Annotated in this window: 11 protein-coding genes and 1 tRNA gene; 5 read left to right on the top strand and 7 right to left on the bottom strand. The window is 61.7% G+C overall.

Translation table 11 applies throughout. The features are described from left to right. Positions 1–2,036 precede the first annotated feature (2,036 nt). The 7 genes from GZ093_RS09325 to GZ093_RS09295 all read right to left on the bottom strand — a co-directional run bounded on the left by GZ093_RS09325 (position 2,037) and on the right by GZ093_RS09295 (position 10,146). Positions 2,037–2,112: transfer RNA gene (locus tag GZ093_RS09325), tRNA-Thr, on the bottom strand. A 32-nt stretch (positions 2,113–2,144) separates the two neighbouring features. Continuing rightward, positions 2,145–3,149 carry a class 1 fructose-bisphosphatase gene (locus GZ093_RS09320; RefSeq protein ID WP_296485215.1) on the bottom strand — a complete coding sequence of 335 codons (1,005 nt, stop codon included), beginning with the start codon at positions 3,147–3,149 and terminating at the stop codon, positions 2,145–2,147. 42 nt (positions 3,150–3,191) lie between these two features. Continuing rightward, positions 3,192–5,906: an aminopeptidase N gene (pepN, locus tag GZ093_RS09315; protein ID WP_296485213.1), complete on the bottom strand. Its 2,715-nt coding sequence runs from the start codon at positions 5,904–5,906 to the stop codon at positions 3,192–3,194. Next, the gene (locus tag GZ093_RS09310; protein ID WP_296485211.1) at positions 5,890–6,588 is read right to left on the bottom strand and encodes an HAD family phosphatase; all 699 of its coding nucleotides are present in this window, start codon (positions 6,586–6,588) and stop codon (positions 5,890–5,892) included. Before GZ093_RS09310 ends, pepN begins: the two co-directional genes overlap by 17 nt. After that, positions 6,588–7,692 (bottom strand): peptide chain release factor 2 gene (prfB, locus tag GZ093_RS09305; protein ID WP_296485219.1). Its coding sequence is split into 2 segments (ribosomal slippage): positions 6,588–7,610 and positions 7,612–7,692, totalling 1,104 coding nucleotides; the frame shifts between segments, so codons are not numbered across the junction. The genes GZ093_RS09310 and prfB overlap by 1 nt, the downstream gene beginning before the upstream one ends. Positions 7,693–7,818: 126 nt before the next feature. Beyond that, positions 7,819–9,141 carry a hypothetical protein gene (locus GZ093_RS09300; RefSeq protein WP_296485209.1) on the bottom strand — a complete coding sequence of 441 codons (1,323 nt, stop codon included), beginning with the start codon at positions 9,139–9,141 and terminating at the stop codon, positions 7,819–7,821. 105 nt (positions 9,142–9,246) lie between these two features. Next, complete coding sequence (locus GZ093_RS09295; RefSeq protein ID WP_296485217.1) at positions 9,247–10,146, bottom strand: alpha/beta hydrolase; 900 nt, start codon at positions 10,144–10,146, stop codon at positions 9,247–9,249. Positions 10,147–10,171: 25 nt separating this feature from the next. Between GZ093_RS09295 and GZ093_RS09290 the strand changes: the two genes are divergently transcribed. The 5 genes from GZ093_RS09290 (at position 10,172) to GZ093_RS09270 (ending at position 15,162) form a co-directional block, all read left to right on the top strand. Continuing rightward, complete coding sequence (locus tag GZ093_RS09290) at positions 10,172–11,986, top strand: AMP-binding protein (protein ID WP_296485207.1); 1,815 nt, start codon at positions 10,172–10,174, stop codon at positions 11,984–11,986. Between the two features lie 62 nt (positions 11,987–12,048). After that, the gene (locus tag GZ093_RS09285) at positions 12,049–13,113 is read left to right on the top strand and encodes an aldo/keto reductase (protein ID WP_296485205.1); all 1,065 of its coding nucleotides are present in this window, start codon (positions 12,049–12,051) and stop codon (positions 13,111–13,113) included. Between the two features lie 114 nt (positions 13,114–13,227). Then, positions 13,228–13,722: an aminoacyl-tRNA deacylase gene (locus GZ093_RS09280; RefSeq protein ID WP_296485203.1), complete on the top strand. Its 495-nt coding sequence runs from the start codon at positions 13,228–13,230 to the stop codon at positions 13,720–13,722. An 88-nt stretch (positions 13,723–13,810) separates the two neighbouring features. Continuing rightward, positions 13,811–14,455, top strand: coding sequence for a glycerol-3-phosphate 1-O-acyltransferase PlsY (gene plsY, locus GZ093_RS09275; RefSeq protein WP_296485201.1), 645 nt, complete (start codon positions 13,811–13,813; stop codon positions 14,453–14,455). Continuing rightward, the gene (locus tag GZ093_RS09270) at positions 14,452–15,162 is read left to right on the top strand and encodes an amidotransferase (RefSeq protein WP_296485198.1); all 711 of its coding nucleotides are present in this window, start codon (positions 14,452–14,454) and stop codon (positions 15,160–15,162) included. Before plsY ends, GZ093_RS09270 begins: the two co-directional genes overlap by 4 nt. Positions 15,163–15,216: the final 54 nt, after the last annotated feature.

Raw genomic sequence — 15,216 nt, 5'->3', positions numbered from 1 at the left:
TTCTTGCTCGTCATGACTTTCAGTCTCCTTGGAAAACTCCAAGACTGCCGCGTTATCGATCAACGTTCAAGATGGGTTCGCCGCGCGTTTACGCCAAAGTAAGTGCCATTCGTGTTAAGCATTCGTTTGAGAATTTCTGGAGTATGCCTAGCGCAGACGCAGGTCAAGCTGCAAGGGTTGTATGCCAAGCCCGCATGCGTCTCAAGTACGGTAACTGATGAATAACGGTATCAGGAAAATGGCGTGATTCAAATCGGTTGACCCTTTTCGCATGGCCATCGGTTGAGTCATAGCCATCCAAAATTCAGATTTTTCGTGTTACCCAAAAACTTTACTTTTTGAACCACGCCGGTAACAGCCAAGTTCAAAAGTTGGCAGACCAACTCTGCACGTCAAAGCCCCAGGGGATAACAACCAGCACCAAAGCCGACTACAAGGGGTATACGTCTTAGGCAGGAGGGCACATTGGCTGTTGAGTTGGAAAAATTTCAGAGCGAATCTCCAATTTTATTCAGTGCCAAAAAAAAGACCGCTGCGCTTGGTGGCGACTGCACATCACCGCTTGACCTGGTTCGATGCTCTGTGGGTTCAGCCAGTGGGCGAGGTGGAGTACTAACAGACCCAGCAGCCAGGAGGCTGGCGCGCGAAGAAAGCCACGAACAGCAGCAGAAGTTCCAGATTGGAATCCGGGCGCTGGACTTGCAGGATTCGAGGCCAGGTCTTAATACAAAGCCGAATAACAGGGGCTGTGGCACGTGCCGACCCGGTTACGCCGTGGGAATTCAGACACGCCAAGCGTTCATTTTTATTGAATCGCTATTGTTTTGATAGCTGTTTACGCAGGTTATACGAGGGCTAGAGGCCTATTTGGCATATAAATAGTGCTGCGCAGGTGCTCAATCAGCTACCGCGAAGGCGGCAGGCAATGACGATGTTTCGGCGTGCCAGCATGGCGACCACCGCCACCAGCGCGGTCATGCCAGCCGTTCTGCCCCGGCGCGTTGCACGCTTCGTGGCAGCCCGACCGGCATCACCGCTTTACTATGTTCGATGTCCTGTGGAGCTGGTTAGTGCGCACGGTTCGGCTTCACCATGCGCAGGTGCTGGGGAGGTACATCGCCAGTGCTTCGCAAGTGTCAATCAGTGCGCTGGCGCAGACATGGTGTCGGCTCGCTGGCGCATCGTGCTGGCACCCCATAGCCAGCAGCGTGACCATGTGCCCCCGTGAGTCGCTGCGCTTTGTCACAGAGGCACATCGTCACTTACGCCAGATCGTGAAGCCGGTTGTGTCAGCCAGCCGCAAAGGCTGGGTACAGCCATTGCAGAGTTACACCAGAGTCAAAGCATGTGCTTCGCAGGTGTCAATCAGAGCGCTGTGGCGCTGGGTGTTGGCCTCGGCTCGCTGCGCATCGTGGCTGGCACGCAAGTTCCACCGCCTGGGGTGCGCCCCCGTTCCAGAAAATGACATAACGCCGCACTGCCTCCAGTGTGCGCCAGTCACTGCGCTAAAGCTCCGTTTGGTGGCACCCACCGCTGGCGCGCCCTGCGGGTGTAGGCAGCAGGCGTTATGTCAAATTCTTCCACTGGAGAGCGGTCGCCCGCCGTCGGTGCTCCCCGGTCACTGCGTGCCCTACGCACCGCCGTCAGCCGCCCTGATGGTGTGCTGGCACCTAGGCATTAGTCAGGCGCTGCGCGCATCGTTCTGGCTTGTGGCCTGCGGCCATGTATCTGGTGTGTGCCCCGCCCACCCGTGGGCCTTGCCTGCTTCGCGGCATCGGCAGCGCGGTCTGCCCGTCCGCCCCCAAGGGGCTCCCTCAGAACCGCGCTAAAACCTGGGAGATAAGCGGCGCTGACGCGCCGCCACCCAATGCACACTGTCGATTTATGGAGTTGCGCCTCCTCACTGTGGTGTTTGGGCGACAAGACGGCATTTATTTTCCAGGATCAAAGTGCCACGTTTTGATCTCAGTGCTAGCCCGGTGCTAGCCCAAAAAAAATCCGCTACGGTTTAGGTAGCGGATTTTCCTTTATTTCATTGGTGCCGGAGAGATGAATCGAACACCCGACCTTCTCATTACGAATGAGCTGCTCTACCGACTGAGCTACACCGGCTAATCACCAAGTTGGCAATTATAGCGGGCTACTTACGCCTCACTGTAATAACGGGCAATGCGTTCCACTTCATTTTTGGAGCCCAAAAACACGCTCACGCGCTCGTGCAGTTTGGTGGGTTGAACGTCCAGAATGCGCTGTTTGCCGGTGCTGGCGGCGCCGCCGGCTTGTTCGATCAGCCAGCCCATGGGGTTGGCTTCGTACATCAGGCGCAGCTTGCCGGGTTTTTCGGGCTCGCGTTGGTCCCAGGGGTACAAGAAGACCCCGCCCCGGGTCAGGATGCGGTGCACGTCGGCCACCATGCTGCCGACCCAGCGCATGTTGAAGTCTTTGCCGCGCGGTCCATCCTTGCCTTGCAGGCATTCATCGATGTAGCGTTTCACCGGGGTGTCCCAATGGCGCATGTTGCTCATGTTGACGGCAAATTCCTGGGCGTCATCAGGCACACGCATATTTTCTGCGGTCAGGATGAAGGAGCCTTGCTCACGGTCCAGGGTAAACATGGCGACGCCGTCCCCCACCGTCAGCACCAGCGTGGTTTGTGGTCCGAACACGCAGTAACCGGCGGCGACCTGCTGGTGGCCGGGTTGCAAAAAGTCTTGCGCCGATACCCCCGGGCCCTCTGGCTTGATCAGCACGCTGAAGATCATGCCAATGCTCACGTTGACGTCGATGTTGCTGGAGCCGTCCAGCGGGTCAAACATCAGCAGGTATTCGCCTTGCGGGTAACGGTTGGGCACGATGTAGATGCCGTCCATTTCTTCGCTCGCCATGGCGGCCAGATGACCGCCCCATTCGTTGGCTTCGATCAGCACTTCGTTGGCAATGATGTCGAGCTTTTTCTGCATCTCGCCTTGAATGTTCTCGGTCTCGGCGCTGCCCAGTCCGCCACCCAAGGCGCCTTTGTTGACGGTCAGGCTGATGCGCTTGCAGGCGCGTGCCACCACTTCGAGCAGCAGGCGCAACTGGGCGGGAATGTGGCCGTCCATGCGTTGCTGCTCGACCAGATAACGGGTGAGGGAAATTCTTTTATTCACGGACACTCCTTGAACAGTAAAGCGGGATGGATCGGGCGGGACTCAGTCGGCCAGCGCGCGGCTGACGACTTCGCGCACATCGTTGCTCAAGTCGGCCTTGTCGGCGACGCGTTCAATCGCCTGGCGGGCTGAACTGCGATAGGGCTCTGCCAGTTTTTTCCAGCGGTCCAGTGCACGCGCCAGGCGGGCCGCCACCTGCGGGTTGATGCGATCGAGCTCCAGCACCCGCTCGCTCCAGAACACATAACCAGCGGCATCCGCGCGGTGGAAAGCACCCGGGTTGGCGCTGCAATAGCTGAAGATGACGCTGCGCGCCCGGTTCGGGTTGCGCAGATTGAAGTCCGGGTGCTTGAGCAACTGGCGCACCGCCGGCAGAACTTGGCCACCCCGGTCGCAGGCGCCGGCTTGCAACGCAAACCATTTGTCCAGCACCAGTTCTTCGTTTTTGAACTGGTTATGAAACTGGGCCAGCGCTGGTTTGGCAAGTTCGTGACCGCTGTTGACCAGGGCGTTCAAGGCATTGAAGCGGTCGGTCATGTTGTCGGCGTCCTTGAAGCGCTGGTAGGCCTTGCCCGGCCACACGTTGTCGCCGCTGTCCCGGGCCGCCAGACACAATTGCGTCAACGCCAGCCCAGTCAGGGCACGGCGCCCTGACGACACCGTGTCGGGACGGTAGGCACCGTTGTTGGCGTGGGCTTCAAACGCCCACTGCCAATCGGCGGCCAGCGCGCAGGCCAGTTGCGCGCGCATGGCTTCGCGCACGGCGTGGATGCGTTGTGGGTCCACCACGTCGAGCTGCTCGGCGATATAGGTCTTGGAGGGCAGGGTGAGCACCAATTCCTTGAAAGCGGCGTCCAGTTCGGGGTGGCGCAGCACGGCTCGCATCGCCTCAACATAAGCATCATTTAGCACGCTAGCCCCCGTCAATAGAGCGTCACCAGCTATCAATTGAATAGCGCTGCGTAGCGCCAGCCGTTGCCCGGCTTCCCAGCGGTTGAACGGGTCGGGATCAAAGGCCAACAGGGTCAGCAACTGCGCGTCGCTGTAGTCAAAGTCCAGCAGCACGGGCGCGCTAAAGCCACGCAGGATGGAGGGCACCGGTTCCTCGGTCACGTTGACGAAGGTGATGGACTCTTCAGCCTGCGTCAAGACCAACAGGTGATGGTCATTGGCTGTGGTGTTGCCCTCCTGCAACTGCAGGGGCAGGCTGGCGCCGCTGTGGCCGACCAGCCCCAGGCTGACCGGAATCACAAACGGTTCCTTGTTGTCCTGTCCCGGTGTGGCCGGGCAACTCTGACTGAAATTGAGCGTGTAGGTCTGCGCCGCGGCGTCATAGTTCCCTTTGGCCTGCAGGCGCGGCGTGCCGGCCTGGCTGTACCAGCGCTTGAATTGCGGCAGCAGTTTGGACAGGGCGGAGTCGGGGTTGGCGTCGGCAATGGCTTGGGCAAAATCGTCGCAGGTGACCGCGCTGCCGTCATGGCGCGCAAAGTACAGCGTGATGCCTTTGGCAAAACCTGCGCGGCCCACCAGCGTCTGCATCATGCGCACCAGCTCGGCGCCTTTTTCATAAATGGTGACGGTGTAGAAGTTGTTGATCTCGATGTAGCTGTCGGGGCGCACCGGGTGCGCCATCGGGCCGGCGTCTTCGGGGAACTGGGCGGTGCGCAGCACGCGCACGTCTTCGATGCGCTTGACTGCGCGGCTTGAGGCGTCAGCGCACAGGTCCATGCTGAATTCCTGATCGCGGAACACCGTCAGGCCTTCTTTCAGACTGAGTTGAAACCAGTCGCGGCAGGTGATGCGGTTGCCGGTCCAGTTGTGAAAGTATTCATGCCCGACCACGCTTTCGATGTTGGAAAAATCCGCATCGGTGGCGGTGGCCTGGTTGGCCAGCACGTACTTGGTGTTGAAGATGTTCAGGCCCTTGTTCTCCATGGCGCCCATGTTGAAGTCGCTGGTGGCCACAATCATGAAGCGTTCCAGGTCCAGCGGCAGGCCAAAGCGGGCTTCGTCCCAGACTACCGACGCCATCAGCGAGTTCATGGCGTGCTCGGTCTTGTCCATGTCGCCGGGGCGCACATAGACCTGCAACAAATGCTCTTTGCCCGCGCGCGAGCTGATGCGCTGCTCGCGGCAGACCAGTTGGCCCGCCACCAGCGCAAACAGGTAGCAGGGCTTTTTGTGCGGGTCGACCCAGGTCGCAAAGTGGCGGCCTTCGTTGCCTGTGCCTTCCAGGGCACCCGAGGCCACCAGGTTGCCGTTGGACAGCAACACCGGGTATTTCTGCTTATCGGCGCGCAGCGTCACCGTGTAGCTGGCCATCACATCGGGGCGGTCCAGAAAATAGGTGATGCGCCGGAAACCTTCCGCTTCGCACTGGGTAAAAAACGAGTCGTTGCTGACGTACAGGCCTGACAAGCTGGTGTTCTTTAGCGGCTCGCAGGTGGTGAAGATTTCCAGTTCAAACGAGCCTTCGGGCGGCAGGTTTTCCAGCACCAGCTTGCCGCCATCGAGCTTGAACGAGGTGCCTTGGCCATTGACCAGCACGCGCGCCAGGTTCAGCGTTTCACCGTCGAGCCTCAAAGGCTGCACCGGCACGTCCGCGTTGCGACGCAGCGTCATTTTGTTGAGCACGCGGGTCTTGGCCGGGTCCAGGTCAAACGTCAGGTGCACGCTGTCGATCCAGAACGCCGGGGCGCTGTAGTCGGCGCGGCGAATCACCGTGGCCGGGCCGTTTGAGTCACGAAGTTGCAACATGCAGATTCTCCAGAAATTTTGAGTTCATCAGTTCGTTGTAGTCGCGCACGCTGGCGAGCACGTGGGCTCCGGCCAGCTGCGCCGGGGTGTGGGTGCTACAAATGGCCACGGCGCGCATGCCGGCGCGGCGTGCCGCTTCAATGCCAAAAGGCGAGTCTTCAAAGACAATACAGGCGCTAGCCCCCGTATCCATTCGCTTTGCCGCTTCTAAAAATATAGCGGGCTCGGGCTTGCCGGGCAAGCCTTCGTCGCCGCCCACAACGGCGTGCGGCGCGCTGGGCAGTTGCAGGTGCGACAACACAAAGGCAATGTTGTCCTGGTCGCCAGCGGTGCCGATGCCCACTTTCAAGCCCTTGGCCAGCGCCTGCTCCGAGAAGGTCTTGAAGCCAGCCACCTCGGTGAAGATGGGGCCGAACAGCTCGCGGTAGAGCCGCTCTTTATCGGCAATCAGTGTCCACGCCTCGTCGTCGGGCATGTCCCGTTGAAACAGTTCGCGCATGCACTCGGCCCCGTTGCGTCCGGTGGTGCGGCGCATCAGGTCAGGCATATCAATGCTCAAGCCGTGTTGCGCTGCAAACGCCTGCCAGCTTTGCGCGTGGCTGGGCATGGAGTCGATCATGGTGCCGTCCATGTCGAAAATCAGGGCCTGGACCGCAGGCAGCGTTGCGCTTGAATGCGTCATCAAACGCCCATCTTCAAGGAAGCTTGAATAAACGGGTCCAGATCGCCGTCCAGCACTTTCTGCGTGGCCGATGTTTCATAGTTGGTGCGCAGGTCCTTGATGCGGCTGTTGTCCAGCACGTACGAACGGATCTGGTGGCCCCAGCCAACGTCGGTCTTGGTGTCTTCGAGCTTTTGCTGCTCCGCCAGTTGCTTGCGCATCTCCAGGTCGTACAACTTGGAGCGCAGGCGCTTCCAGGCGATGTCGCGGTTGCCGTGCTGACTGCGCCCGTCCTGGCATTGCACCACGGTATTGGTGGGGATGTGCGTCAGGCGCACGGCAGAGTCGGTCTTGTTGATGTGCTGACCGCCGGCACCGCTGGCGCGGTAGGTGTCGACCCGCACGTCAGACGGGTTGATGTCGATCTCGATCGAGTCGTCGATCTCCGGGTAGACAAACACCGAGGCGAACGAGGTGTGGCGCCCACCGGAGGAGTCAAACGGGCTCTTGCGCACCAGCCGGTGCACGCCGGTCTCCGTGCGCAGCAGGCCAAAAGCGTATTCGCCTTCAATCTTGATGGTGGCGCCCTTGATGCCGGCCGTGTCACCGGGGGTTTCGTCTTCCAGCGTCGTCGTGAAACCCTTGCGCTCGGCGTAGCGCAGGTACTGGCGCAGCAGCATGCTGGCCCAGTCGCAGGCTTCGGTGCCGCCCGCGCCGGCCTGAATGTCCAGAAAGCAATTCAGGGGGTCGGCCGGGTTGTTGAACATGCGGCGGAACTCGAGCCCTTCCACCAAGGCGGCCAGCCGCGCAGTGTCGGCCTCGATGGTGAGCAGGCCGGCTTCGTCGCCGTCCTCCTTGCTCATCTCGAACAGTTCGCTGTTGTCAGCGAGTTCACGCGCCAGGTCGGTCAGTGTGATGACCACACCATCGAGCGCTTTTTTCTCGCGGCCCAACTCCTGGGCGCGCTTGGGGTCGTTCCAGACGGTCGGGTCTTCGAGCGAGGCGTTGACGGTTCTCAGGCGTTCAGCTTTGGCATCGTAGTCAAAGATACCCCCGTAAACTGAGCGCGCGTGCGCTCAAGTCGGAGAGTTGGGCGCCGATGGCGTTGATGCGTTCTGCTTCGATCATGGTGGTGGCCTGTGAATTCAATTGAAAATAATTGTGTATTTTCTCATGCCACCCCGCCACCAGGCCTGGCGCCGCCACAACACCCCTTCAGCGCCCCGGATCGCCCTGCAAACTGGCTCTAACTCACTTGCCGAACAGTCCCTTGAGCGCCCGGCCCACATCAGGCAGGCCGGGAATGGCCGGTGTGTTGGATTTCGCTGGTTCCGCCCCGGGTTGAGGTGTGTCTGGGCGACTCTGCGGCCGGTTGGACGCACCGTCCTCACCGAGCATGGCCATGGACACGGATTTGACGCGTACCTTGGCGGCCCATTCGGGCTCCCAGGCGATGCGTTTGTCCGTGGGGCGGGGCGGATACGCCAGGTTGAGTTCCTGCCCGTAAGCGATGCCACGCAGCATGGCGCCTTGCGCCTTGGCAAAGATGCCGGCCGGAATGGCGCAGCGGGTCTGGCTGGCGGGCAACAGCACTTTTTCTTTCAGCCACTGGTCCACATTGGCATTGCTGGCGTAGTCCATCAAGCCCCAGCCGGGCTCGGGCACGTCAGAAGAACTCCAGATCACCATCTCCGCTTCGCCCGCGTTGTCGCTGCCACTCATGGCGTTCAGAAAATAGGCGCGCGCTGTGGGCAGACCGGGCCAGCTGACCTGGGTGGCGCTGGCACCGCTGCCCTGGGTGCTTAGTGCCAGTTTGGGCATGAAGTCTTGCGCCTGGCCAACGGCAAACTTGAAGCTCGCGGGCAGGCCCTCGCCCGACAAAGCGTGTTGCCCGGTCAAAGACGCGCTGGCGGGCACCTTCTGGCGCTGCTTCTCGTTCGGCCAGACGGCATGGCCCGGCGTTGCCTTGGCGCCGCTGTCACGCACCGCGCGGCCCATCATGAATTTGCCGTAGTCCGGGGCCTCGGTCTTGGCAAAGTCCAGCACCCGGGGCTGGCCCGGGCGCACGGTCTCGCTGCATCCCCAGTAAAACAGGATGCGGCCCTTGGGGCGCTCGGGCATGTCGTCGACACTCTCGCGCCCGGGTTGACGCGCGCTGGGTTGCGCCTGCACCGGCAGCAAGAGCAGGCTCGGGCCCATGTTCTGGCCGGCTGGTATCGTTTGGGTGGCCTCGGTCCCGGCTGGTTTGCGCTGCGTCACGACCGCCAGATCGAGCCAGCGCCCCGGCATCATGCCGCGCGTGGCGCCAAAGCTCACACCCCCCATACCCGGCATCCCGGTCATGCCGCCCATCAGGCCGCCCAGCGCCCCCATGTCCGGCAGGTCGGGCATCTCGTCCATGCCGGCCATGGACATCGTGGCGACATCCATCCAGTACTGCGCCACCGGGGGCTTGACCACCTGGGTCTGCGCCCAGGCGTTGACACCTGGCACCAGCGCCGCGCAAGTCAGGGTCAGGGCGAGGGGCGCCACGCGCGCACTGCACGATTGCAAAAACAACAGCCTTGTTTTCATGGACAAACTCCGCAAAGTGATGGAGGCAGGAGGGATAAAAAATCAGCCTACCACCGGGCGTCTGTGGGTGTTATTGATATTTGTCGTGATCGCGCCGCCATGGGCTCATAAAAAGCGTTCGATCAGTTCGGCCAGCTGCTGCGGCTGGTCGTGGTGCAGCATGTGGCCGGCGTCCTCAATGCGGGCGATTTCCAGTTGTGGCACCACGCGCAGCCGTTCGTGGTGCTCGGCCAGCGTGAACTTGCCTTTCCACCATTGACCCATGCTGTCGTCTGATGCCTCGACCATCAACACCGGCATGCTGATGCGCGCATAAATGGCCTGCACTTCCTCGACCCGGTAGAGCTGCGCGTGCGACACCTTGTGCGCCGGGTCGCCCAGGATCGCCCATTTGCCCTGCGCGTCTTGCCGCGCCCAGTGCTGCGCCAGCCAGTTGGCCTTGTCCGCGCCCAGGCGCGGGTTGGTCTTCATCAGGCGGCGCGCCACACCGCCCACGGTGTCATAGGCCTTGAGCGCCATCTCACCGCGGTGCAGCTTCTTCAAGTCATCCATCCAGTGGGCATAGCGGCCCGGAGCTTCGTCCGGCGTGGTGGCGGGCATGCCAAAACCTTCCAGATTGACCAGGCGGCGGATGCGCTGCGGGCGCACGCCGGCGTACAGCATGGCCACATTGCCGCCCATGCTGTGACCGACCAGATTCACCTGGCTGTGCGGCGCGTAATGGTCGAGCAGAAAGTCGAGATCGGCCAGGTAGTCGGGAAACCAGAAGTTGTCCACGCCGCCCGAGGGCGTCAGGCCATAACCGCGCCAGTCGGGTGCGATCACGTAATGGTCATGGCTGAGCGCATCCACCACAAACTGGTAGCTCGCGGCCACATCCATCCATCCATGCACGATCACCAGCGGCGTCTTGTCAGGGGACGGCTCGCCCCACACCCGCACGTGGTACTGCAGATTGCGGATCGGGACAAACTCGCTATGAGAAATTCTTTTGACTTGGTACATTTGCTCGATGATAAGGAGACCTGCCATGCGCGTCAGTCAAGCCAGCGACAAATTTCCGGCCCCGTCCGTCCAAGCCTACCAGCGGCTGCACAACAACTTCAGGTGGCAGGTGCCCGAGCAGTTCAACATCGCGCAGGTCTGCTGCGGGCGCTGGGCCGCGCAGCCTGATGCTTCCGAAAGAGTAGCTATTCAGGCATACCCTACGGGGGCTGGCGGCCAGTTTTATACCTATTCTGAACTGCAGACGCAGGCCAACCGCTTGTCCAACGTGCTCACGGTGTTGGGGGTAGGGCGGGGCGACCGGGTGGCGATTGTGATGCCGCAGTGCTTTGAGACCGCCGTGGCCTATATGGCGGTGCTGCAAATGGGCGCGGTGGCCATGCCACTGTCGATGCTGTTTGGCCCGGAGGCGCTGGAGTTTCGCCTGCATGACAGCGAAGCCGTGGTCGCTATTGCTGCGGCCAGTGCGCTGGAGGGCTTGCAGGCGGTGCGCGCGAGCTGCCCCGTGCTGGCTTACGTCGTCGGCGTGGGTAGCGTGGAGAGCACCCAGGGCCGCGCCGATGTCAATTACGCGCTGGCGCTGGCGCAACGAGACGCGCACTTCACGCCGGTCGCCACGCTGGCCGAGGAGGCCGCGGTGCTGATCTACACCAGCGGCACCACCGGGAACCCGAAGGGGGCTTTGATTCCGCACCGCGCACTGATCGGCAACTTGAGCGGCTTTGTCTGTAGCCAAAACTGGTTTGGCTTTGATCCAGTCGCCAAGCCCGCCAGCAGCGCGGGGCCAAGCGATTTGCCGCGGGGCTCAAGCGCCATCTTCTGGAGCCCGGCCGACTGGGCCTGGACCGGCGGCCTGATGGATGCGCTGTTGCCCACGCTCTACTTTGGCCGCCCGATCGTGGCCCACAACGGCCGCTTCAGCCCGCAAACCGCGCTGGAGCTGATGCGCGACTGCGGCGTGACACACACCTTCTTGTTCCCGACCGCGCTCAAGGCCATGATGAAGGCTTATCCGGGCAGCGCGCAGCAAACCGTGCGCCAGCAGTTCACGCTACAGCTGCAAGCCATCATGAGCGCGGGCGAGGCCGTGGGCGACGCCGTCTTTGACTACTGCCGCCAGCAACTCGGCGTGACGGTGAACGAGATGTTTGGGCAGACCGAGATCAACTACATCGTTGGCAACTGTGCGACCCAGTGGCCACCGAAACCGGGCAGCATGGGCATGGGCTACCCCGGCCACTGGGTGGCGGTGATTGACGAGGCGGGCGCTGAGTGCCCAGTCGGGGTGGCGGGTGACGTGGCTTTGAACCGGTTTGACCGGCATGGTGATGCGGACCCGATCTTCTTTTTGGGTTACTGGAAAAACGAGAGTTCAACCCAGGCCAAGTTCACTGGCGACTGGTGCCGCACCGGCGACTTGGCGTTGCGTGACGCCGACGGCTACCTCTGGTTCCAGGGCCGCTCAGACGACGTTTTCAAGGCCGCCGGCTACCGCATCGGACCTGGCGAAATCGAGAACTGTCTGGTCAAACACCCGGCCGTGGCCAATGTCGCCGTGGTGCCCAAGCCCGACCCGGCGCGCGGTACCGTCGTCAAGGCCTACGTCGTGTTAGCTCCTGATTGTCTAGCTTCTCGTCCTTTAGATACGGGGGCTAGAGCCGAGTTTGATCTAAAACTGGTGGCTGTGTTGCAGTCCCACGTCAAGGGCATGCTGGCGCCTTATGAGTACCCCAAGGAGATTGAATTCATCGATGCTCTGCCCATGACCAGCACCGGCAAGGTGCAGCGGCGGGTGTTGCGGCTGCAGGAAGAGGAGAGGGCCAGACTGCTGGCGGGCTGAAGTGCGGCAGCAGGAGAAGCCGTAAACTTGTGGCTGTATCAATGACGCACTTTCGCCACAGCATGAAAACCATTCAACTTGGGTCGAGCGACCTGTCCGTGACCCCGATCTGCCTGGGCACCATGACCTTTGGCGAGCAAGTCGATGAGGCGACCGCCTTTGCCATCCTGGACCGCTCGCTGGAGCGCGGGGTCAACTTTTTGGACACGGCCGAGATGTACGCCGTGCCGCCGCGCGCCGCCACCTTCAATGCCACTGAAATCATGCTTGGCCACTGGCTGGCCCAGCGCCCCGGTGCGCGGCAAAAGCTGGTGCTGGCCACCAAGGTGGCAGGCCCGGCGCGCAGCATGCCGTGGATCCGCGGCGGCAGCCCGGATTTGACCGGCGCGGACATCATCAGCGCCTGCGACGGCAGCTTGAAGCGCCTGCAAACCGATGTGATTGACCTGTACCAGATTCACTGGCCGGTGCGCTCGGTGCCGGCGTTTGGCGGTATCTATTACGAGCCTGCCAGTGGCGATGAGGGCACGTCCATGCACGCCCAATTGGAGGCGCTGCACACGCTGGTGCAAGCGGGCAAGGTGCGCGCGGTGGGCTTGTCCAACGAAACGCCTTATGGCGTGCATGAATTTGTGCGCCTCGCCGAGCAATTCGGTTTGCCGCGCGTGGCCACGGTACAAAACGCGTATTGCCTGCTGAACCGCAGCGTGGAAAACGCGCTGGACGAAACCATGCACCGCCTCAAGGTGTCGCTGCTGGCGTATTCGCCGCTGGCTTTTGGGCTGCTGACCGGCAAGTACGACGATTCGGGCTTGACCGGCCCGCAGGCGCCAGCACAGGCCCGCATCACCAAATATGAATCGACCCGCAAGCAGCGCTGGGGCCGCCCGGAGGCTTTGATAGCAGCACGGCGCTACAGCGCGCTGGCCCGTGCGCACGGCTTGACACCGACGCAGTTGGCGCTGGCCTTTTGCTACACCAAATGGCAGGTGGCCAGCACCATCATTGGGGTGACCTCGGTGGCGCAGCTGGATGAGTGTCTGGATGCCTGGGGCACCACGCTCAGCCCTGAATTGTTGAAACAGATCGATGCCCTGCGATGGGAACTGCGCGACCCGGCGCAATGATTCCACTTCTACTTCAATGCGATACGTCGTTGCCCCGCTTTACCGTGCTAAAGCACTGTCTAGAGCGGTCCGCCTGGTCTCACATCGAATTAGAAATGGAATGAGGTAGCCAAGATGGCGAAGCACGTCAGCCTGACCCCCGCCACCCAACTGCTCAAGAGCCGCAAGGTGGCGTTTACCGAGCATCCGTATGAGTACCTGGAGCACGGGGGTGCGCTGCACAGTGCGGCTGAGTTGGGTTGGGACCCGTTTCACGTGGTTAAAACCCTCATCATGCAAGACCAGGATGCCAAGCCGCTGGTGGTGTTGATGCATGGCAACCGCAAGGTGTCGACCAAAAATCTGGCGCGGCAAATCGGCGCCAAATCGGTGGAGCCGTGCGCGCCCGAGGTGGCGAATCGGCACAGCGGTTATTTGGTGGGCGGCACCTCGCCGTTTGGCACGCGCCGCGTCATGCCGGTCTATATCGAGTCAAGCATTCTGGAGCTGCCCCAAATCCTGATCAACGGCGGCCGCCGTGGTTACCTGGTGGGGCTGGTGCCGCAGGTGTGCGTGGATTTGCTGGGCGCCAAGCTGGTGCAGTGCGCCTTGGCAGAGGTGCTGACCTGAACCGGAACAGGCGGCCCGGTCTGACACGCTGGCAAAATGGCGCATTGAGCCCAAACAGTTGGGTCTGTAAGGAGTTAATTTGGAATCCATGCAACCATTCTTTCCCCTGGCCGCCACGCTCTTAGGCTACTTGATCGGCTCGCTCTCCTTTGCCGTCATCGTCAGCCGCGCCATGGGCCTGCATGACCCGCGCACTTTTGGCAGCAAAAATCCGGGCGCCACCAATGTGCTGCGTTCGGGCTCCAAGACGGCGGCCATCCTCACCTTGCTGCTCGATGCGGCCAAGGCCTGGCTGCCGGTCATGCTGGTCAAATGGTATGGCAAGCCCTATGGCATGGAAGAGGGCACCATGGCGCTGGTCGGGCTGGCTGCTTTTGTCGGCCATTTGTACCCGGTGTTTTTCAACTTTGCCGGCGGCAAGGGCGTGGCCACGGCGCTCGGGGTGCTGCTGGGCCTGAGCCCGATTCTGGCGCTGGCCACCGGGGCCACCTGGCTCATCATGGCGTACTTCTTTCGCTACGTGTCGCTGGCCTCGCTCACGGCGGCGGTGTTTGTGCCGGTGTATTACGTCTTTGGCGATGGCATGGCCTGGTACCTGAACAAGAGCGTGCTGGCGGCGCTGTGCGTCATGTCGTTGCTGCTCATTTATCGCCATGCCGAGAACATCAGCCGTCTGATCAAAGGCACCGAGTCGCGCCTGGGAAAAAAAGGCAAGGTTGACGCGAAATCATGAAGCTGTGTATTCTGGAAAATGACCTGTTCGACGCCGAACTCGCGGCGCGCTTTGGCGGCTTTGGCGGCATGTTCCAGCGTTTGTTTGCGCAAGCGGGTGCCGACAACTGGACGGTGGAGACATTCAACACCGTGCAGGGGCAGTACCCGGCCTCCTATGACGATTTCGACGCCGTGCTGCTCACCGGCAGCCGGGCCGATTCATTCTCGCAACAGCCCTGGGTGCTGGCGCTGCGCCAGCAGGTGGAGCAACTGCTGCAAGCCAAGAAGAAGCTGCTCGGCGTCTGTTTCGGCCACCAGTTGATCGCCCTGTGCCTGGGCGCTAGAGTCGAGCGCGCGCCGCAGGGCTGGGGCGCCGGGCGCATGCACTACCAGTGGCACACGCCGGCTTGGGCACAGGCGCCGGGCCGAAGCAGCATCGCCCTGTTGGCCAGCCACCAGGACCAGGTGCTTTCGCTGCCCGCCGGCGCCACGCTGCTGGCCAGCAGCGCGTTCTGCCCGGTGGCCGCCTTTACCGTGGAGCAGCACGTGCTGTGCGTGCAGCCGCATCCCGAGTTTGTCGAAGAGCTCAGCGTTTACTTGTTGGACAAGCGGCGCGCCTTGCTGGGGGAAACGCTCTACAGCGCTGCCACTGACAGTCTGGCGCTGGGACATGAGGGCTTGGCAATGGCCCGCTTGATGGTCGGATTTGTCGAAGGCAGTTTGTAACAAATAGGCTTCCAGCCCTTGTCCAATAAGCATGTAAAGCTATCAAAAAGATAG

Source organism: Rhodoferax sp., assembly GCF_010365055.1.
In the GTDB taxonomy this organism is placed as follows: domain Bacteria; phylum Pseudomonadota; class Gammaproteobacteria; order Burkholderiales; family Burkholderiaceae_C; genus Rhodoferax.
The sequence above is the reverse complement of the archived record's forward strand: the minus strand, read 5'-3'. Positions and strand labels throughout refer to the sequence as shown.

What these genes read in the sequence shown, in the direction of transcription:
- GZ093_RS09285 (WP_296485205.1), top strand. Translation starts at nt 12,049, where the DNA reads ATGAAAACCATTCAACTTGGGTCGAGCGACCTGTCCGTGACCCCGATC.
- GZ093_RS09295 (WP_296485217.1), bottom strand. Translation starts at nt 10,146, where the DNA reads ATGTACCAAGTCAAAAGAATTTCTCATAGCGAGTTTGTCCCGATCCGC.
- GZ093_RS09300 (WP_296485209.1), bottom strand. Translation starts at nt 9,141, where the DNA reads ATGAAAACAAGGCTGTTGTTTTTGCAATCGTGCAGTGCGCGCGTGGCG.
- GZ093_RS09280 (WP_296485203.1), top strand. Translation starts at nt 13,228, where the DNA reads ATGGCGAAGCACGTCAGCCTGACCCCCGCCACCCAACTGCTCAAGAGC.
- GZ093_RS09270 (WP_296485198.1), top strand. Translation starts at nt 14,452, where the DNA reads ATGAAGCTGTGTATTCTGGAAAATGACCTGTTCGACGCCGAACTCGCG.
- pepN (WP_296485213.1), bottom strand. Translation starts at nt 5,906, where the DNA reads ATGTTGCAACTTCGTGACTCAAACGGCCCGGCCACGGTGATTCGCCGC.
- plsY (WP_296485201.1), top strand. Translation starts at nt 13,811, where the DNA reads ATGCAACCATTCTTTCCCCTGGCCGCCACGCTCTTAGGCTACTTGATC.
- GZ093_RS09310 (WP_296485211.1), bottom strand. Translation starts at nt 6,588, where the DNA reads ATGACGCATTCAAGCGCAACGCTGCCTGCGGTCCAGGCCCTGATTTTC.
- GZ093_RS09290 (WP_296485207.1), top strand. Translation starts at nt 10,172, where the DNA reads ATGCGCGTCAGTCAAGCCAGCGACAAATTTCCGGCCCCGTCCGTCCAA.